The 19,269-nt window shown below is 67.9% G+C and carries 13 protein-coding genes; 9 read left to right on the plus strand and 4 right to left on the minus strand.

Annotated elements, in window-relative coordinates; genetic code table 11:
* Nucleotides 1-60 precede the first annotated feature (60 nt).
* Nucleotides 61-1,662, plus strand: coding sequence for a bifunctional phosphoribosylaminoimidazolecarboxamide formyltransferase/IMP cyclohydrolase (purH, locus tag AC3WOH_RS19370; protein WP_492230936.1), 1,602 nt, complete (start codon nt 61-63; stop codon nt 1,660-1,662).
* A 102-nt stretch (nt 1,663-1,764) separates the two neighbouring features.
* On the opposite strand, the gene pobA is transcribed toward purH, so the two are convergent.
* Nucleotides 1,765-2,949 (minus strand): 4-hydroxybenzoate 3-monooxygenase, encoded by a 1,185-nt coding sequence (gene pobA / locus AC3WOH_RS19375; RefSeq protein ID WP_492230937.1) that lies wholly within the window; start codon nt 2,947-2,949, stop codon nt 1,765-1,767.
* 175 nt (nt 2,950-3,124) lie between these two features.
* Between pobA and AC3WOH_RS19380 the strand changes: the two genes are divergently transcribed.
* Nucleotides 3,125-3,910 (plus strand): IclR family transcriptional regulator domain-containing protein, encoded by a 786-nt coding sequence (locus AC3WOH_RS19380; RefSeq protein WP_184857413.1) that lies wholly within the window; start codon nt 3,125-3,127, stop codon nt 3,908-3,910.
* A gap of 7 nt (nt 3,911-3,917) precedes the next feature.
* Here AC3WOH_RS19380 and hemL read toward each other — a convergent pair whose 3' ends face one another.
* Together hemL and thiD are read right to left on the minus strand one after the other, a co-directional pair.
* Nucleotides 3,918-5,228 (minus strand): glutamate-1-semialdehyde 2,1-aminomutase, encoded by a 1,311-nt coding sequence (gene hemL, locus AC3WOH_RS19385; protein ID WP_492230938.1) that lies wholly within the window; start codon nt 5,226-5,228, stop codon nt 3,918-3,920.
* A complete protein-coding gene (gene thiD / locus AC3WOH_RS19390; RefSeq protein WP_492230939.1) occupies nt 5,212-6,162 on the minus strand; it encodes a bifunctional hydroxymethylpyrimidine kinase/phosphomethylpyrimidine kinase in 951 nt (316 codons plus the stop codon). Before thiD ends, hemL begins: the two co-directional genes overlap by 17 nt.
* Nucleotides 6,163-6,256: 94 nt before the next feature.
* Between thiD and AC3WOH_RS19395 the strand changes: the two genes are divergently transcribed.
* From AC3WOH_RS19395 to AC3WOH_RS19425, 7 genes are all read left to right on the plus strand, one after another.
* A complete protein-coding gene (locus tag AC3WOH_RS19395) occupies nt 6,257-6,430 on the plus strand; it encodes a rubredoxin (protein WP_007853166.1) in 174 nt (57 codons plus the stop codon).
* Nucleotides 6,431-6,481: 51 nt separating this feature from the next.
* Nucleotides 6,482-6,880 (plus strand): response regulator, encoded by a 399-nt coding sequence (locus AC3WOH_RS19400; RefSeq protein ID WP_005796099.1) that lies wholly within the window; start codon nt 6,482-6,484, stop codon nt 6,878-6,880.
* Nucleotides 6,880-7,245 carry a response regulator gene (locus tag AC3WOH_RS19405; RefSeq protein WP_007853160.1) on the plus strand — a complete coding sequence of 122 codons (366 nt, stop codon included), beginning with the start codon at nt 6,880-6,882 and terminating at the stop codon, nt 7,243-7,245. The genes AC3WOH_RS19400 and AC3WOH_RS19405 overlap by 1 nt, the downstream gene beginning before the upstream one ends.
* Nucleotides 7,246-7,260: 15 nt before the next feature.
* Nucleotides 7,261-7,788 (plus strand): chemotaxis protein CheW, encoded by a 528-nt coding sequence (locus AC3WOH_RS19410; protein ID WP_184857419.1) that lies wholly within the window; start codon nt 7,261-7,263, stop codon nt 7,786-7,788.
* Between the two features lie 21 nt (nt 7,789-7,809).
* A complete protein-coding gene (locus AC3WOH_RS19415) occupies nt 7,810-10,095 on the plus strand; it encodes a methyl-accepting chemotaxis protein (RefSeq protein WP_492230940.1) in 2,286 nt (761 codons plus the stop codon).
* 51 nt (nt 10,096-10,146) lie between these two features.
* Complete coding sequence (locus AC3WOH_RS19420) at nt 10,147-16,506, plus strand: hybrid sensor histidine kinase/response regulator (RefSeq protein ID WP_492230941.1); 6,360 nt, start codon at nt 10,147-10,149, stop codon at nt 16,504-16,506.
* Nucleotides 16,507-16,607: 101 nt separating this feature from the next.
* Nucleotides 16,608-17,768, plus strand: coding sequence for a PilT/PilU family type 4a pilus ATPase (locus AC3WOH_RS19425; protein ID WP_492230942.1), 1,161 nt, complete (start codon nt 16,608-16,610; stop codon nt 17,766-17,768).
* 24 nt (nt 17,769-17,792) lie between these two features.
* Here AC3WOH_RS19425 and AC3WOH_RS19430 read toward each other — a convergent pair whose 3' ends face one another.
* Nucleotides 17,793-19,265, minus strand: a complete 1,473-nt coding sequence (locus AC3WOH_RS19430) for a cryptochrome/photolyase family protein (protein ID WP_492230943.1) — start codon at nt 19,263-19,265, stop codon at nt 17,793-17,795.
* Between the last annotated feature and the right edge of the window lie 4 nt (nt 19,266-19,269).

The raw sequence follows: 19,269 nt of genomic DNA on the forward strand, positions 1-19,269 counted from the left end.
CACCGGCGCGGTCGCCTGCCTCCACGCCCCACCCGATTCCACACTACCCACCGACCTGCCATGAACGCACTTCTTTCCGTCTCCGACAAAACCGGCATCGTTGAATTTGCCCAGGCGCTGCATGCCCTGGGCATCAAGCTGCTGTCCACCGGAGGCACGGCCAAGCTGCTGGCCGACAAGGGCCTGCCCGTGACCGAGGTGGCCGAGGTCACCCAGTTCCCCGAGATGCTGGACGGCCGCGTCAAGACCCTGCACCCCAAGGTGCACGGCGGTCTGCTGGCACGCCGCGAACTGCCCGAGCACATGGCGGCGCTCAAGGAGCACGGCATCGACACCATCGACCTGCTGGTGGTCAACCTCTACCCCTTCGAGTCCACCGTGGCCAAGGCCGGCTGCACCCTGGCCGACGCCATCGAGAACATCGACATCGGCGGCCCCGCCATGGTGCGCAGCGCCGCCAAGAACTGGAAGGACGTGGGCGTGCTGACCGACGCCTCGCAGTACCCCGCCGTGCTGGCCGAGCTCAAGGCCGCGGGCAAGCTCTCCGACAAGCTGCGCTTTGCGCTGTCGGTGGCCGCCTTCAACCGCATCGCCCAGTACGACGGCGCGATCAGCGACTACCTCTCGTCCGTCACCTTCGAGGAAGAAAAACTGTCGGAGACCTACGTGCCCGCGCGCGCCCAGTTCGCGGGCCAGAGCAACGGCATCTTCACCAAGGTGCAGGACCTGCGCTACGGCGAGAACGCCCACCAGCAGGCCGCGCTGTACCGCGACCTGCACCCCGCGCCCGGCTCGCTGGTCACCGGTGAGCAACTGCAGGGCAAGGAACTCTCGTACAACAACATCGCTGACGCCGACGCCGCCTGGGAGTGCGTCAAGAGCTTCGAGGCACCGGCCTGCGTCATCGTCAAGCACGCCAACCCCTGCGGCGTGGCCGTGGGCCTGGACGCGCTGGACAGCTACAGCAAGGCCTTCCAGACCGACCCCACCAGCGCCTTCGGCGGCATCATCGCCTTCAACCGCCCGGTGGACGGCAAGGCCGCGCAGCAGATCTCCAAGCAGTTCGTCGAGGTGCTGATGGCGCCCGACTTCACGGCCGAGGCGCTGGAAGTCTTCAAGGCCAAGGCCAATGTGCGCCTGCTCAAGATCGCGCTGCCCGCGCACGGCGGCACCACCGACTGGCAACGCGGCCGCAACGCCATGGACGCCAAGCGCATCGGCTCGGGCCTGCTGCTGCAGACTGCCGACAACCATGAGCTGTCGCTGACCGACCTCAAGGTCGTGACCCAGAAGCAGCCCACGCTCGAAGAGATGGAAGACCTGCTGTTCGCCTGGAAGGTGGCCAAGTACGTCAAGAGCAATGCCATCGTCTTCTGCAAGGGCGGCATGACCATGGGTGTGGGCGCCGGCCAGATGAGCCGCCTCGATTCGGCCCGCATCGCCAGCATCAAGGCCGGCCACGCCAACCTGAGCCTGCAGGGCACGGTGGTGGCGAGCGACGCCTTCTTCCCCTTCCGCGACGGCCTGGACGTGGTGGTCGATGCGGGCGCGACCTGCGTGATCCAGCCCGGTGGCTCCATGCGCGACAACGAGGTCATCGACGCCGCGAACGAGCGCGGCGTGGCCATGGTGTTCAGCGGCGTGCGCCACTTCCGCCACTGAGGACAACGGGAGGCCGCAGGCCTGCCGGCGCACCGAAGCACAAAAGGCCAGGGCCTGGAGGCGACTCCAGGCCCTGGCCTTTTTCCGTGGGCGGCTCTTGCCTCAGGTGCCGAAATCCATGGGCAGGCCCACGTAGTTTTCGGCCAGCGCCGTGGATGCGGCGCGCGAGTGGATCAGGTAGTCGAGCTCGGCTTCCTGCATCTTCTGGCCGAACTCGCCGGTGTCGGGGAAGCGGTGCATCAGCGAGGTGAACCACCACGAGAAGCGCTCGGCGCGCCAGACGCGGCGCAGGCAGCGGTCGGAGTAGGTGTCGATGCCGGCGCTCGACTTGTCGCCGTAGTAATCGGCAAACGCGTTCCACAGGTAGCCCACGTCGCTGGCGGCCAGGTTCAGGCCCTTGGCGCCCGTGGGGGGCACGATGTGGGCCGCGTCGCCCGCCAGGAACAGGCGGCCGAAGCGCATGGGCTCGGCCACGAAGCTGCGCAGCGGGGCGATGCTCATCTCCAGCGCCGGGCCGGTGACCAAGTGCGCGCGTGCCTCGGGGTCCAGGCGGTTCGCGAGCTCGGCCCAGAACTGTTCGATGCTCCAGTTCTCCACCTTGTCGGTGTCGGGCACCTGCAGGTAGTAGCGGCTGCGCGTGGTGCTGCGCATGCTGCACAGCGCAAAGCCGCGCTCGGTGTTGGCGTAGATCAGCTCGTGCGAGACGGGCGGCACGTCGGCCAGCACGCCCAGCCAGCCGAAGGGGTAGACGCGCTCGTAGGTCTTGAGTGCGCCCTCGGGCACGCTGGCGCGGCACACGCCGTGGTAGCCGTCGCAGCCGGCGATGAAGTCGCAGCGCAGCTCGTGCGTCTGGCCGTCCTTCTCCCAGGTCACGCACGGCTGGCTGCCGTCGAAGTCGTGCACGCGCACATTGGCGGCTTCGTACACGGTGGTGAGGCCCGCGGCGGCGCGCGCGTCCATCAGGTCGTGCGTGACCTCGGTCTGGCCGTAGACCGTGACGCGGCTGCCGCCGGAGAGGGCATGCAGGTCGATGCGGTGGCGCGCGCCCTTGAACAGCAGTTCGATGCCATCGTGCGGCAGGCCCTGGGCATGGGCGCGGGCGCTCACGCCGGCTTTTTCCAGCAGGTCCATGGTGACCTGTTCGAGCACGCCGGCGCGGATGCGGCCGAGCACGTAGTCGGCGCTGCGTTGCTCGATGATGACGGCCTCGATGCCGGACGTGTGCAGCAACTGGCCGAGCAGCAGGCCGGCCGGGCCGGCGCCGATGATGGCAACCTGGGTACGCATGGGGGAACCTCGCAAAGCTGGGGATGGACGGGCCCTGCAAGCTCTCTTGCAGGGCATGGCCCAAGCGTAGGTTGATGCAGGTCAAAGCGCGATGCCGCCCAACCGGTTGCGTGCGATCAGTGGACGCTTTGTGCGATCATCGCGCAATGCTTGAGTGCCCGACCGCCTGCCGCCCATGACCACTGCCGCCACCCCCATCGCCAAGGCCGACCTCATCGAAGGCATGGCCAAGGGCATGGCCGTGCTGGAGAGCTTCGATACCGAGCGCCAGCGCCTGAACGCCACGCTGGCCGCGCAGCGCACCGGGCTCACGCGCGCGGCGGCGCGCCGGCACCTGCTCACGCTGGCGCACCTGGGTTACCTGGAGAGCGATGGCAGCTACTTCTGGCTGGCGCCCAAGGTGCTGCGTTTTTCGGGCAGCTACCTGGCCTCGGCACGGCTGCCGCGCGTGCTGCAGCCCACGCTCAACCGGCTGGCAGCGCAGACGCAGCAGTCCTTCTCGGCCGTGGTGCTCGATGGCAGCGAGGTGGTGATCGTGGCGCGCAGCGGGGTGTACGGCGCGCCCTCGCGCGTGCTGGCCTATGGCCTGCACCTGGGCGCGCGGCTGCCGGCGCACCCCACCTCCACCGGGCGGGTGCTGCTGGCGGCGCTGCCCGCGCCCGCACTCACGGCCTGGCTCAAGGGCGCCACGCTGCAGCGGCTCACGCCCCACACCCTCACCCAGGTCGGCCCGCTGCGCCAGGCCATCGCGCGTGCGCGCCGCGACGACTGGTGCCTGGCGGTGGAAGAGCACGAGCTGGGCGTGCACGCCCTGGCCGTGCCCCTGCGCAACCTGCAGGGGCAGACCGTGGCGGCGCTGAATGTGGTGGCCTCGCCCAAGCAGCTGGACGAGGGCAGCCTGCAGCGCGAGATGCTGCCGCTGTTGCAGGAGGCCGCCCGCGAACTGCGCGGCCTCCTGTAGCTGTCTCTTATTTTGCGAGGGCCTTGAAGACCTCGCGCGCGGCAGCCACGGTGGCGGCGATGTCTTCTTCGCTGTGGGCCGAGCTCACGAAGCCGGCCTCGTACAGCGCGGGCGCGATATAGACGCCGCGGTCCAGCAGCCCATGGAACAGCTGGTTGAAGCGCGCGCTGTCGGTGGTCAGCACCTCGGGGTAGCTCTGGGGCAGGGTGGGCAGCAGGAAGAAGCCGAACATGCCGCCTTCGCTGTCGGCGCAAAAGGGCACGCCCTCGGCGGCGGCAGCCGCCTTCAGGCCGTCCACCAGCGACTGCGTGCGGGCCGACAGGGCCTCGAAAAAACCGGGCTTCTTGATCTCGCGCAGCGTGGCCAGGCCGCAGGCCGTGGCCACCGGGTTGCCCGAGAGCGTGCCCGCCTGGTAGACGGCGCCGATGGGCGCCAGGTGTTCCATGATGGCGCGCGGCCCGCCGAAGGCGGCCAGCGGCATGCCGCCGCCGATCACCTTGCCCAGCACGGTGAGGTCGGGCTGGAAGCCGGGGATGCTCTTGGCGTACACGCCCTGGGCGCTGGTCAGGCCCACGCGGAAGCCGGTCATCACCTCGTCGAGCACCAAGAGCGCGCCGTACTCGGTGCACAGCTCGCGGCAGCGCTGCATGAAGGGCACGCTCGCGCGCACGAAGTTCATGTTGCCGGCGATGGGCTCGATCATCAGGCAGGCCAGGTCCTTGCCGTGCAGGGCGAAGGCTTCTTCGAGCTGGGCGATGTCGTTGTATTCGAGCACCAGGGTGTGCTGCACCACCTCGGGCGGCACGCCCGCGCTGGTGGCGTTGCCGAAGGTGGCCAGGCCCGAGCCGGCCTTGACCAGCAGCGCATCGGCATGGCCGTGGTAGCAGCCGTTGAACTTGATGATCTTGCTGCGGCCGGTGGCGCCACGCGCCAGGCGGATGGCGCTCATGCCGGCCTCGGTGCCCGAGCTGACCAGGCGGATCATCTCCATCGAGGGCACCAGGCCGATGATCTCCTCGGCCAGTTCCACTTCGCGCTCGGTCGGCGCGCCAAAGCTGAAGCCCTCCAGCGCCGCCTTCTGCACCGCCTCGACCACGGCCGGGTGGCCATGGCCCAGGATCATGGGGCCCCAGGAGCCGATGTAGTCGATGAAGCGCTGGTCGTTGGCGTCCCAGAAATGGGCGCCCTGGGCGCGCTTCACGAAACGGGGCGTGCCGCCCACGGCCTTGAAGGCGCGCACGGGCGAGTTCACGCCGCCGGGGATCAGCGCCTTGGCGCGTTCGAACAAGGGGATGTTGAGGTCAGTGCTTGGTGTCATGGGGGGGCATCACAAAGCCTTCGATGGCCGTGGTGTCATCAAGGGCGGCTTCTTCGTCGTCCCCGTCCTCGTCCTCGGGCTGGGCCCAGAACATGCGGTCGGGCACGATGTGGCCCATTCCGGGGCGAAAGCCGGCGTCCAGGCAGCGGTCCAGGTAGCCCAGCGCCTCGCTGGTGGCTTCGCCCAGGTCGTTGCCGCTGGCCACCAGGGCCGTGAGCGCGGCCGACAGGGTGTCGCCCGCGCCCGAGAAGGTGGCGTCGAACAGCTCGAACTTGCCGCTGCCCAGCACGGTCTGCGGCGAGGCCAGCACATTCTCGACGAACTGCTCGGGCAGGGGGATGCCGGTGACCAGGGTGTAGGGCACGCCCATCTCGGAGGCCGCCCGGGCAATGTCGCGCGCGGTGGGGTTGCGGTCGCTTTTCCAGTCCGGCAGCAGCCAGCGCCACAGCGTGCTGTGGTTTCCAACCAACACTGAGGTCTGCGGTAACAACAACTCACGGAAAGCGTCCAGGTACTCATCGATCTGCTCATCCGTCCACCAGGACAGGTTGGGCATGTAGGCTATGACTGGAACCTCGTCATAGTCTGTGGTTATTTCGGCGATGGCGCTGATGTTCTCGGGGCTGCCCACGAAACCCACCTTGATGGCCTGCACCGGCATGTCTTCGAGCACCGCGCGGGCCTGCTCGGACACGGCCTCGTCGTCAAAGCTGAAATGGTCGAATATCTGCGCCGTATCACGTGCGTAGGCGCCTGTGACCACCGCGACGGGGTGGCCTCCGACCGATGCGATGCTGCTGATGTCGGCCGTCAGGCCGCCGGCGCCGCTGGGGTCGCTGGCGTTGAAAACCAGCACGCAGGCCGGGCTGGCTTCGTCGCCGGATGCGTCATCGGTGTCACCGATTTCGGAAGGGGGGAGTGCAGAGGATGTCATGGGCCAGTGGCAGCATAGGGGGTGGCAAGGAAGCCGCAGCCCGGGGAGATGACTAGATACAATCGTTGCATTCTATGTGAAGGCCCTTTAAGCTGTGACCGACTCTAAAACTTGGATGTGTTTGATTTGCGGGTGGATATATGACGAGGCAGAGGGTGCGCCCGAGCACGGCATCGCCCCCAACACTCCATGGGACCAGGTCCCCATGAATTGGACCTGTCCGGAATGTGGCGCCCGCAAGGAAGATTTCGAGATGGTTCAGATCTGATGCGCGGCTCTTGGGCCGCGCTGTTTATTTTTCCATCGGGAGCATTAGCAATTGACTACAACAGGCGCATCTTTCAAAGTGCTCGTGGTGGATGACAGCAATACCATCCGCCGAAGCGCCGAGATTTTTCTCAAGCAGGGGGGGCACGAAGTCTTGTTGGCAGACGACGGCTTTGATGCTTTGGCGAAAGTGAACGATTACCAGCCGCAGCTGATTTTCTGTGACATTCTCATGCCCAAGCTCGACGGGTACCAGACCTGCGCGATCATCAAGCGCAATGCCCGTTTCGCAGATACTCCGGTGGTGATGCTGTCCTCCAAGGACGGCGTGTTCGACAAGGCGCGCGGGCGCATGGTCGGCTGCCAGGAATATCTCACCAAACCGTTTACCAAAGACCAGTTGCTGCAGGCTGTGCAGCAATTCGGCAATTCCCAACAAGGAGCGATGTAATGCCCATCCAGAAAGTTCTGGTCGTCGACGATTCGAAGACCGAGTTGATGTTTCTGACGGACCTGCTGCAGAAAAAAGGCATGCAGGTGCGCACGGCGGAGAACGCCGAAGAAGCCTTCCGCCGCCTGGCCGAAGACAAGCCCGACCTGATCCTCATGGACGTGGTGATGCCCGGCCAGAACGGCTTCCAGCTCACGCGCGCGATCACCCGCGACCCGCTGTACGCCGATGTGCCCATCATCATGTGCACCAGCAAGAACCAGGAGACCGACCGGGTCTGGGGTATGCGCCAGGGTGCGCGCGGCTACATCACCAAGCCGGTGGATCCCGCCGAGCTGCAGGCCAAGATTGACGCGCTGAACTGAGGCGGCGGCGCGTTCATGGCCAACCGCGAAGCCCTCCGCGAGCTCCAAGTCCGACTGGCCAGCCGCCTGCAGGCCGCCAGATCGGAAGGCTTGTCCGTATCGTCCTGGCTGGCTGTCGAGACAGCAGGGCAGTACTACCTTCTACCTCTCGCCCAATCGGGCGAGATTTTTCCTTGGGTCACCGTCCAGCCCGTGCCGTACACGCAAAGCTGGTTCCTGGGGGTTGCCAACCTGCGCGGCGGGCTGGTCGGCGTGGCCGACCTCGCCGGCATGCTGGGTACCACGGTCACGCGCTCCGAGCAGGCCCTGGCCGAGTCCAGCCTGCTGGCCTTCAACGCCGTGCTCGAAGTGAACGCCGCGCTGCTGGTGGACCGCCTGGCCGGCCTGCGCGGCACGGAGTCCTTCGTGTCCTCGGAGCCTCCTGCACCGGAATCTCCCGCATTCTTCGGTACCACCTACATCGATGCAGGTGGTGCGCGCTGGCAGGAGCTCAATCTGCAGATCCTGTCCCAACATCCCGCTTTCCTGAGCATCAGTGCTTGAGTTTTTCTGTAAGGCTGCACCATGTCCGTCGTCAATCAATTTGGAAAACTGTTCAACCGGAAGCCCGGCACGCCGGACGCCGCAGCGGGCAATGCTGCGGCCGATGACGGCCAGGACGCACTGGGGACCGGTTCGCTCGAGGCAGCCGCGCTGCGCGAGTACCAGAGCGATGCGATGAACAGCGTGCAGGGTGACCCCGGTGGCTACCCCTCCGAGCTCAGCGAACCCGATAGCGATGACGACCTGATCTCCCTGCCGGTGCTGGGCACCTCCACGGCAGCCGGCCACCAGCGCCGCCTGCTGGCCCTGCTGGCCGTTGGCGTGGTGGTGCTGGGTGGCATCGCCTACTGGGTGCTGGTGCAGGCGGACCGCTCGGCACAGCAGCTCGCTGCTACCGGCCAGTCCCTGATGCAGTCGCAGCGCCTGGCCAAGTCGGTGTCGCAGGCCCTGGTGGGCAGCCCCCAGGCCTTCCCCGACGTGGTGGAAAGCTCGGGCGTGCTGGCGCGCAACGTGCGCGCCCTGACCGCGGGTGACAACGAACTCGGCGTGCAATCGCTGGGCGAACCCTACAAGCCCGACCTGGAAGCCGTGACGCCGCTGATGGAGCGCGCCGAGCGCAACGCCGGTGTGGTGATGGGCCAGCAAAAGATCCTGACCCAGGTGGGCGACGCTCTGCGCACCATCAACCGCCAGTCGTCCGACCTGCTGGAAATCGCCGAGACGGTGTCCTCGCTCAAGCTGCAGCAGAACGCTCCCGCCGCCGAAATCTCGGCCGCCGGCCAGCTCGTGATGTTGACCCAGCGCATCGGCAAGTCCGCCAACGAATTCCAGACCATGGAAGGCGTGAGCCCCGAGGCCGTGTTCCTGCTGGGCAAGGACTTGAACTCGTTCAAGGAAATCGCCCAGGGCCTGCTCGACGGCAGCCCCGAACTGCGCCTGGCCGCGACCAAGGACGCACAGACACGTGAGCAGCTCGACGGTCTCGTGAAGCTGTACGAGCAGACCCGCACGCAGGCCAGCGCCATTCTGGGCAACCTGCAAGGCCTGGTGTCTGCCCGTGAAGCGCAATCCGCCATCATTGCCGACAGCGAACCGCTGCGCCGCCAGCTCGAAGGCCTGCAGAGCAAGCTGTCTGCCCAGACCGGCCTGGGTGCCGGGCAGATCGCGGCCCTGGGCCTCGCCGGCCTGTTCGTGCTGCTGTGCGGTATCGGCATTTCGCGCGTCCAGCTGCTGGACAGCCGTGGCCGCCAGACCGCTGCCGAATCGCAACAGAAGGACGCCAAGCGCCAGGAACAGGAAGCCAAGCGCGTCAACGACGCCAACCAGGCCGCCATTTTGCGTTTGATGAACGAACTGCAGTCGGTCGCTGAAGGCGACTTGACCCAGGAAGCCACCGTGACCGAGGACATCACCGGCGCCATCGCCGACTCGGTGAACTACACGGTGGAAGAACTGCGCCAGCTGGTGGGCAGCGTGCAGAACACGGCGACCCGCGTGGCGCAGACGACGGCCCAGGTGGATTCCACCTCGACCGAACTGCTGGCGGCCTCGACCGAACAGCTGCGCGAAATTCGCGAAACCGGCCGCTCCGTTCTCGACATGGCGACCCGAATCAACGAAGTGTCCACGCAAGCGCAAGAGTCGGCCACTGTGGCCCGCCAATCGCTGCAAGCCGCCGACTCCGGTCTGCAGGCCGTGCAGAACGCCATCGGCGGTATGAACTCCATCCGCGACCAGATCCAGGACACCTCCAAGCGCATCAAGCGCCTGGGCGAATCCTCGCAGGAGATCGGTGAAATCACGGAACTGATTTCCGACATTACCGAGCAGACGAACGTGCTGGCCCTGAACGCTGCCATCCAGGCCGCATCCGCTGGTGAAGCCGGTCGCGGCTTCTCGGTGGTGGCGGAAGAAGTGCAGCGCCTTGCTGAACGCTCCGCAGACGCCACGCGCCAGATCTCGGCACTCGTGAAGGCCATTCAGACCGACACCCAGGACGCCGTGGCCGCTATGGAACGCTCCACGCAGGGTGTGGTGGAAGGGGCTCGCCTCTCTGACTCCGCCGGTACCGCACTGACCGAAATCGACCGCGTGTCGCGCCGCCTTGCCGAGCTGATCGAGCAGATCTCCTCCTCCACCTCGCGTGAAGCCGTTCTGGCCAACGAAGTGGCCGACAACATCCAGCACATTTTTGCCGTGACGGAGCAGACCGGAGAAGGTACCCGTACCACGGCCCAACAGGTGCGCGAACTGTCGCACATGGCCGAAGAACTGCGCCAGTCTGTCGCCCGTTTCAAGATCGCCTAAGTCGATCCGTAGTCATCAACCAGCTGGCTCATTGCAGCCGGGGACGAACCCATGCCATCTATTGATGTCAAAAATGCACCGGCCGCAGACTGGACCCAGGGAGATCAGGACCTGGGTCCTTTGGCTTGGGTGCTCGACGAACTGCGCAAATCCCTGGGCGGTGCCGTCAAATCCATGCGCCGTTTCGTGCGCGACACGGAAACCGCGAACGAATCCGATCTGGCGGCCCTCGACGCCGGCGCCCTGCGCATCGCGCGCCAGCAACTGCACCAGGCCAGCGGTGCGCTCGAAATGGTGGGCATGGGCCCACCGGCCCTGGTGCTGCGCGCCATGGAAGCCGCAGTCCAGCGCTTCGTGCAACGCCCCGAGCTGTGCACCGACGAGGCCACCAACACCATTGAAAAGGCCAGCTTCGGCCTGATCGAATACCTGGAGAGCGTGCTGGCGGGCAAGGGTGTCTCGGCCGTCGCGCTGTTTCCCCAGTACCGCGATGCCCAGGCCCTGGCCGGTGCCGAGCGCGTGCACCCGGCCGATCTGTGGCCCGTGGAACGCCGTTTCCGCGAACCCGAAGTCACCATCCCGGCCGAACCGCTGCCCTACGGCCCGCAGGCGCGCGCGCTGCTGGACGCCGCCGTGCTGCGCATCGTCAAGACGGGTGATGCCAAGGCCGCCCGCAGCATGTACGAGACCTGCCTGGGCTTTGTGGCCGCCCAGCAGGACCGCCAGTCGCGTGCGTTCTGGAAGATCTGCGCCGCCTTCTTCGAGGCCTTTGCCGGCGGCCTGCTGCCGCCCGATGTGTATGTGAAGCGCGTGGCCTCCCGCGTGCTCATGCAGTACGCCACCCTGGCCAAGGGCGACAACACCATCGCCGACCGCCTGGTGCAGGACCTGCTGTTCTTCTGCTCACAGACCACGGTGCCTGCGGGCGCTGCCGACAAGTTCCCCGCGCTGATGACCGTGCGCCATGCGTTCAGCCTGGACCGCTTCAAGCCCGTGGAGTACGAGGTCGCGCGCTTTGGCCGCTTCGACCCGGCCGTGCTGGCCCAGGCCAGGAAGCGCATCGCCGCCGCCACCGAGACCTGGTCGGCCCTGGCCGGCGGTGACCGCAACAAGATCAAGCCCGCGGCCGACCAGTTCAGCCTGGTCTGCGATTCGCTGCGCAAGCTCAGCCCCGGCAGCGAAAAGCTGGCGGTGGCGCTCACGCAGGTGATGGATGCCACCACCAAGTCCGGCGAGCCGCCAACGGCCGAGCTGGCCATGGAGGTGGCGACCTCGGTGCTGTACCTGCAGGCCGCGTTCGAAGAACTCGATTCGGCCGAAGAGCAGATGGCCGAGCGCGCCGCCCGCCTGTCCGAGCGGCTCGCCGCCGTGGGCGCCGGTGCCGAGCCCGAGCCCCTGGAAGCCTGGATGGAAGAGCTGTACCGCCGTGTCAGCGACAACCAGACCATGGGCAGCGTGGTGGACGAACTGCGTGCCACCCTGGCCGAGGCCGAGAAGTGCCTGGACCTGTTCTTCCGCGACCCCAAGGACGTCTCCGTGCTGGCCCCGGTTCCGGGCCACATGGCGCAGATGCGCGGCGTGCTGTCCGTGCTGGGGCTGGACCAGGCCTCGATGGCCGTGGTGCGCATGCGCGACACCGTCGACCGCCTGCTGATCAACGACATCCCCGAGGAAGAGCGCCAACCCGCGTTCGAGAAGCTGGGCAGCAGCATGGGCGCGCTGGGCTTCCTGATCGACATGCTGAGCTACCAGCGCGCCATGGCGCGCAAGCTCTTCGTCTACGACGAAGAGCAGGGCGAGCTGCGCATCCTCACGGGCCGCACCCGTTCGCGTGCCACCGACAACACCCAGGAAGCCACGCCCGCCAAGCTCGAAGAGCGCGCGGCCGTTCCGCTGCCCGACGTGGTGCCACGCTTCCCGGTCGAAGAGCCCGAGAGCGCTCCGACCGACTTCTCGCCCCTGCCCGGTGAATTTGCCGAGCCGGCCCCTGCGCCCGCACCGGTGGAGCAGCTGGCCCCCGACATCGGCTTCGGCCACCTGGGCGCGGCCCCTGCCGCTCCCGTGGCCCCTGCCCAGGCCGCGCCGGCACCGGTGCCGGTGGCGGTGGCGGTGACTTCGGGCCCGGTGGTGCGTCCGCCGGTCGAGGTCGAAGACGAACTGCTCGAGATCTTCCTGGAGGAGGCGCGCGAGGTCGTCGAGACCGGCCTGACCGCCATTGCCACGCTGACCCAGGAGCCGGGCGAGCTGAGCGAGCAGACCACGCTGCGCCGTGCCTTCCACACCCTGAAGGGCAGCTCGCGCATGGTGGGCCTCAACGACTTCGGCGAAGCCGCCTGGTCGATGGAGCAGATGCTCAATGCCTGGCTGGCCGAGCAAAAGCCCATGAAGGCGCCGCTGTTGCAGCTGTCCACCGAGGCCCTGCGTGCCTTTGGCGACTGGGCCGACAGCCTGGCCACCGGCAGCCCCACGCACTGGCAGCCCGAGGCCTTCCGCAAGGCCGCGGAAGCCATGCGCCAGGACGGCACCCTGCTGCCCCTGACCTCGGCCGCTGCCGAGCCCGCTGCAGCCCCCGCACCTGCACCGGCACCCGCCGAAGAAGTGCCGGCCCTGATCGACGTGCCTGCCGACATCGTGGCCGAGGTGCCCGCCGAGCTGCCCGAGGCCGTGCCCCAGCCGGTGGAGGTGCCCGAGCTGATCGAGGTTCCCGCCCTGGCCGAGCCGGTGGCCGAAGCCCTGCCGCTGGAAGAAGAAGAGATCGTCCACGTCGACTTCGAATCCACCGAAGTGCCGGAAGACGCGATCGAGCCCGAAATCGTCGCGCTCGAAGCACCCCAGGAAGTGCCCGACACCAGCTCCACGGTCACCGAAGAGATCGACTTCGCGGTGTTTGCCGACGCGGTCGCCCAGGTGCCCGAGATTTCCGAAGTGCCCCAGGCCATCGAGCTGCCCCCGGTGGCCGAGCCCGTCGCGGCCGCCCCGGTGGTGGACTTCGACCTGCCGATGCTCGACAGTTTCGAGGCCGCGGCAGAGCCGGCCCCGGCGCCCGTGGCCGAGCCCGCACCCGTGGTGCCGGCCGTGGTCGACACGCCGTTCGAGTTCCAGCTCGATGACCAGTTGCTGCAAGCCGGTGCCCCGGCCCCTGCACAGCCGGAGGAGCTGTCCGAGGCCGACGCCCTGATGGCGTTTGCCCCCGAGCCCGATCAGCCCGCACCCGCAGTGGTGGCCGCGCCCATCGCAGCCGTCGAAGCCCTGCCGGAGGTGCTGCCCGAAGTGCTGCCTGAAGTTGCGGCAAGCCCCGTGGCGCCCCCGGCCGCCGCTCCGGTGGTCGAAGAGCCACCGTTCGACGAGGCCGTCAAGGTCATCGAGACGCTGCGCATCGGCATCCCGCTGTACAACGTCTACCTGAACGAAGCCGACGAATGGTCGCGCCGCCTGGCCACCTGCCTGCAGGAATGGTCGCTGGAGCTGCACGAGCCCCTGCCGGACACGGCCGTGGCGCTGGCGCACTCGCTGGCGGGCAGTTCCGCCACGGTGGGCTTCACGGCCCTGTCCGAGCTGTCGCGCGTGCTCGAGCACGCCCTGCAGCATGTGCAGCTGCAGACGCGCGGTACCAAGGAGCAGGGCCAGGTCTTCCTGGATGCGGCCGAAGACATCCGCCGCCTGCTGCACCAGTTCGCCGCCGGTTTCCTCAAGGAGCCGAGCCCCGACGTTCTGGCCGCGCTGCGCCAGATCCTGGAGACCGAGGTCGACAACACCCTCACGCCCGCCGAGGACGAAGTCGAAGTCGAAGCGGTGGCCGAGCCTGAGCCCGAACCCCAGGCCGAAGCTGAGCCCGAACCCGTGCCGGAGCCCGAGGCCGTGGTGGCCCCGGTGGTGGTGCCCACAGGCCATGTGGCGCCCGCGCTCTCGCCGGTGGTGCACGACGACGACCACGACTACGCGCATGAGCAGCAGGTGGACGATGCCATCGCCCGCGCGGTGGAGCACGCGACCGACATCGATGACGACATCGACGCCATCGACGTGATCGACCCCGACCTCTTCCCGATCTTCGAGGAAGAGGCCCAGGAACTGCTGCCCCAGCTGGGTGGCGCCTTGCGCCAGTGGGCGTCGCGCCCCGACAACCTGGGCGCCCGCAGCGAAGTGCTGCGCGCCCTGCACACCTTGAAGGGCAGCTCGCGCCTGGCCGGTGCCATGCGCCTGGGTGAAATGGCCCACCGCCTGGAATCCGCCATCGAGCAGCTCGATGTCGAAACCGTCACCAGTGCCGAGATCGAGCCCCTGCAGGCCAGCTTCGACGGCCTGGAGGCCAACTTCACGGCCCTGAGCGCCATTGGCCAGAGCCCGGCCGATGCCGTCGTGCCCCTGCCCGTGCCGGCCCGTGCCGAAGCCGCTGCGGTGGCTGCGGCGCCCGCCGCCGCTGCGGCCCCGGCCGCTGCCGCTGCTGCTGCACCCACCGAGCAGCGCGCTGCGCCTGCCGCCCTGGCGGCCCCGGCCGTGCGCCTGCCCGGCCCATCGCAACTGGCCCCGCTGCGCGTGGCGGCCAACCAGTCGGTGCGTGTGCGCGCCCAGCTGCTCGACCGCCTGGTCAACCAGGCCGGCGAGGTCATGATCAGCCGCTCGCGCCTGGACGTGCGCCTGTCGCAGTTCCGCTCCTCGCTGACCGACCTGTCGGGCAACCTGGACCGCCTGCGCCTGCAGCTGCGCGACATCGAGGTGCAGGCCGAATCGCAGATGCAGTCGCGCCTGGCCCTGTCCAAGGACTCTGCCGCCGGCTTCGACCCGCTGGAGTTCGACCGCTTCACCCGCGTGCAGGAGCTGACCCGCATGATGGCCGAGTCGGTCAACGACGTGGCCACCGTGCAGCGCAACCTGCAGCGCACCATGGAAGGTGCCGAAGACGACCTGATCGCCCAGGGCCGCCAGGCGCGCGAACTGCAGCGCGACCTGCTGCGCACCCGCATGGTGGAGTTCGAAGGCATTGCCGAGCGCCTGTACGCCGTGGTGCGCCAGGCCTCCAAGGAAACCGGCAAGCAGATCAAGCTGGACATCACCGGCGGCTCCATCGAAATGGACCGTGGCGTGCTGGACCGCATGACCCCGGCCTTCGAGCACCTGCTGCGCAACTGCGTGGCCCACGGCATCGAGAACCCCGAGGCCCGCGTGGCCGCCGGCAAGCCGGCATCGGGCACCATCCTCGTGGACCTGCACCACGAAGGCAACGACGTGTCGGTGGAATTCCGCGACGACGGCGCCGGCCTGAACCTGCCGCGCATCCGCGAGAAAGCCATTGCCCAGGGCCTGATCGAGCCCGGCCTGGAGCTCAGCGATGCCGACGCTGCCAACCTGATCTTCACGCCCGGCTTCAGTACCGCCAGCGAAGTGACCGGCCTGGCCGGCCGCGGCATCGGCATGGACGTGGTGCGCTCCGAGATCAACGCCCTGGGGGGCCGCATCGAGACCACCACCGAAACCGGCAAGGGTGCCGCCTTCCGCATGGTGCTGCCGTTGACCACCGCCGTGACGCAGGTGGTGATGCTGCGTGCCGGCGAGTTGTCCATCGGCGTGCCCGCCAACCTGGTGGAAATCGTGCGCCGCACCTCGGTGCCCGACCTGCAGGAAGCCTACAAGGCCGGCCACTTCGACGACGGCATGGAGCAACTGCCCTTCTTCTGGGCCGGTGCCCTGCTGCAGGCCTCGGCCCGCAGCCACGAGACGGTCGGCAAGACGCGCCCCGTGGTGATCTTCCGAAGCGCCTCGCAGCGCATCGCCATGCACGTGGACGAAGTGCTGGGCAACCAGGAAGTCGTGGTGAAGAACCTCGGGCCGCAGCTGTCGCGCCTGCCCGGCCTGGCCGGCATGTCCGTGCTGGCTTCGGGTGCCGTGGTGCTGATCTACAACCCGGTGGCCCTGTCCACCGTGTACGGCGACCAGGTGCGTGCCGCCAGCGAAAACCTGCCCATGGTCACCGACAAGGTGGAGGCGGGCGGCCCGGGCAGCACGCCGGTGCCGGCCGGTGTCAACCAGGTGCCGCTGATCCTGGTGGTGGACGACTCCATCACCGTGCGCCGTGTCACGCAGCGCCTGCTGCAGCGCGAAGGCTACCGCGTGGCCCTGGCGGCCGACGGCCTGCAGGCGCTGGAGCGGCTGCAGGAAGAGCGCCCGACGGTGGTGCTGTCGGACATCGAAATGCCGCGCATGGACGGCTTCGACCTGGCGCGCAACATCCGCGCCGGCGGTGCGCTGCGCGACCTGCCCATCATCATGATCACCTCGCGGATCGCCGAAAAGCACCGCGAGCATGCGATGGAGCTCGGGGTGAACCACTACCTGGGCAAGCCTTACTCGGACGAGGAGCTGCTCAGCCTGATCCAGCACTACGCCCGCATCGCCGCTGCCGCAGAAGCCTGATCCCACCGCCGAACGCCTGCATCCTCACCGGTGCAGGCGTTGGTGTTTTGGGGTCTGGCAAAGCGGCTTTTTCGTGTCCCCCTGCCCAACCAGAGATACCGATGGAGTCGACTTCCCCCGCTGCCGACAGCCGCCTGCTTGCCTGCCTGGCCCTCGTGGCGCGCGAAGGCGCGTCCGACCTGTTTTTGCTCGCGGGCGCCTCGCCCACGGTCAAGCGCCAGGGCCTGTACGTGCCCATCTCGCGCCAGGTCATGGGGGCCGACGACATCCGCGTGATGGCCTACTCGGTGATGCGCAAGGCCCAGCGCGAGGAGTTCGAGGCCACCATGGAGTGCGACCTGTCGTACACCACGCCCGATGGTGAGCGCTTTCGCTTCAACATCCACATGCAGCGCGGGCAGGTCGGCATCGTGGTGCGGCACGTGGTCTCCAACATCCCGCAGCTCGAGCAGCTCGGCCTGCCCCCGGTGCTCAAGCAACTGGCCTTCCTCAACGGCGGGCTCATCCTCACCGTGGGCGCGGCCGGCTCGGGCAAGACCACCACGCTCGCGGCCATGCTGGACCACCGCAACGAGCACGCCAACGGCCACATCCTCACCATCGAGGACCCCATCGAGTACCTGCACAACCACAAGAAGTCGCTGGTGACCCAGCGCGAGGTGGGCCTCGACACCCTGTCCTACGACGAGGCCCTGCGCCGCGCCATGCGCGAGGCGCCCAGCGTGATCCTGATCGGTGAGATCCGCGACCGCGCCACCATGCAGCATGCGCTGCACTATGCGCAGTCGGGCCACCTGTGCGTGTCCACCCTGCATGCGCACAACGCCAGCCAATCGGTGCAGCGCATCCTCAACTTCTTCCCCGAGACCGCCCACCAGCAGCTGCTGATGGACCTGTCGCTGAGCCTCAAGGCCGTGGTCGCGCAGCGCCTGATCAAGGGCGTCAAGGGCCACCTGGTGCCCGCCACCGAGGTCATGCTGCTCACCCCCTTCGTGGCCGACCTCATCCAGAAGGGCCAGATCGACGAGCTCAAGACCGCCATCATCCGCGGCAGCGAGCAGGGCATGGGCAGCTTCGACCAGTCGCTGCTGGCCCTGGTGGAGGCCGGCTCCATCACCCCGGCCGAGGCCGTGGCCAATGCCGACAACCGCACCGACGTGACCCTGCGCCTGCGCCTGGCCTCGGGCGGCAATGCCATGGCCATCGACGATGGCGGCATGCAGATGGCCGAAAAACCTCGGGATCCGATTTCGAGGTTTTAAGCCTGGCCCGCACAGGGGCCGCCTTCAGTCGGCGGCCGTCTTCACCACCGCATAGCGCTGCAGCGTGCGCTCGCGCGCCTCGTCGTGCGCCACGATGGGGTGCGGGTAGTTGCCGCCCAGCACCACGTCGGCCGCCTGCAGCTCCATGGGCGTGGCCTTCCAGGGCGCATGCAGGGCGGCGTCGGGCAGGTAGGCCAGCTGCGGCAGGTACTTGCGGATGAACTGGCCCCGGGCGTCGAACTTCTCGCTCTGGCTCACCGGGTTGAAGATGCGGAAATAGGGCTGCGCATCGCAGCCGCTGGAGCTGGCCCATTGCCAGCCGCCGTTGTTGGCCGCCAGGTCGAAGTCGTTGAGCTGGGTGGCGAAGTATTGCTCGCCCCAGCGCCAGTCGATCCCCAGGTCCTTCACCAGAAAGCTCGCCACCACCATGCGCAGGCGGTTGTGCATGTAGCCCGTCTGGTTGATCTGCGCCATGGCCGCATCCACCAGCGGGTAGCCCGTGCGCCCCTCGCACCAGGCGGCGAAGAGTTCTTTCGCCGCGGGGCCGCTTTCCCACGCGATGGCGTCGTAGGCCGGCTTGAAGCTGTGCCCCACCACATGCGGGTGGTGCGCCAGGATCTGGTGGTAGAAGTCGCGCCAGATCAGCTCGTTAAGCCAGGTGGCTGCGCCCGCATTGCCCTGCAGCATCAGCGCATGCGCCGTGCGCGCCAGCAGGCGCGGCGAGATGGTGCCAAAGCGCAGGTGCACGCTCAGGTAGCTCGGGCCCTTCACGGCCGGAAAATCCCGCGCCTCGCCATAGCGCGCGATGCGCTGGCAGAAGTCGTCAAACAGCCGCTGCGCCCCGCTGGCCCCCGTGGGCAGCGCCTGCTGGTTCAGCCCCGCGGGCTCGAAACCCAGGGCCTTCAGGGCGGGCACGGCGTGCGCGTGTGCCTTGGGCCGGGCCGCCAGGCGGGCGGCGTAGCGCTCCACCGGGTAGCTCTTCAAGTAGAAGGCGTCGATCTTCTTGAGCCAGGCGTTCTTGTAGGGCGTGAACACGCTGTAGGGCTTGCCCGTCTGGGTCAGCACCTCGTCGCGCTCGAAGACCGTGTGGTCCTTGGAGGTGTGGAACGCGCGCCGCGCCGCCGCCAGCCGCGTGCGCACCCGCTGGTCGCGCGCCAGGGCCTGGGGCTCGTCGTCGTGGTTGGTGAAGACGGCTTCCACCGCCAGCTCCTCGGCCAGCGCAGGAATGGCATCGCTGGCCACGCCATGCAGCACGATCAGCCCGCCCGTGGCATGGCCCGACAGGGCGCGCAGCCGTTCGTCGAGCTCCACCAGCGACTCGCGGATGAACTCCACACGCCGGTCCTTGCGGGGCAGCGCATCCAGGATCTCTGTGTCGAAGACAAAGGCGCAGTGCACCTGGCGGCATTCGGTCAGCGCGTGGTAGAGGGCCGCGTGGTCGGTGGCGCGCAGGTCGCGCCGGAACCAGACGAGACCGGCGGAATAAGAGGGATCCATGTTC

This window comes from Acidovorax sp. FW305-C-20-28, from assembly GCF_058783375.1.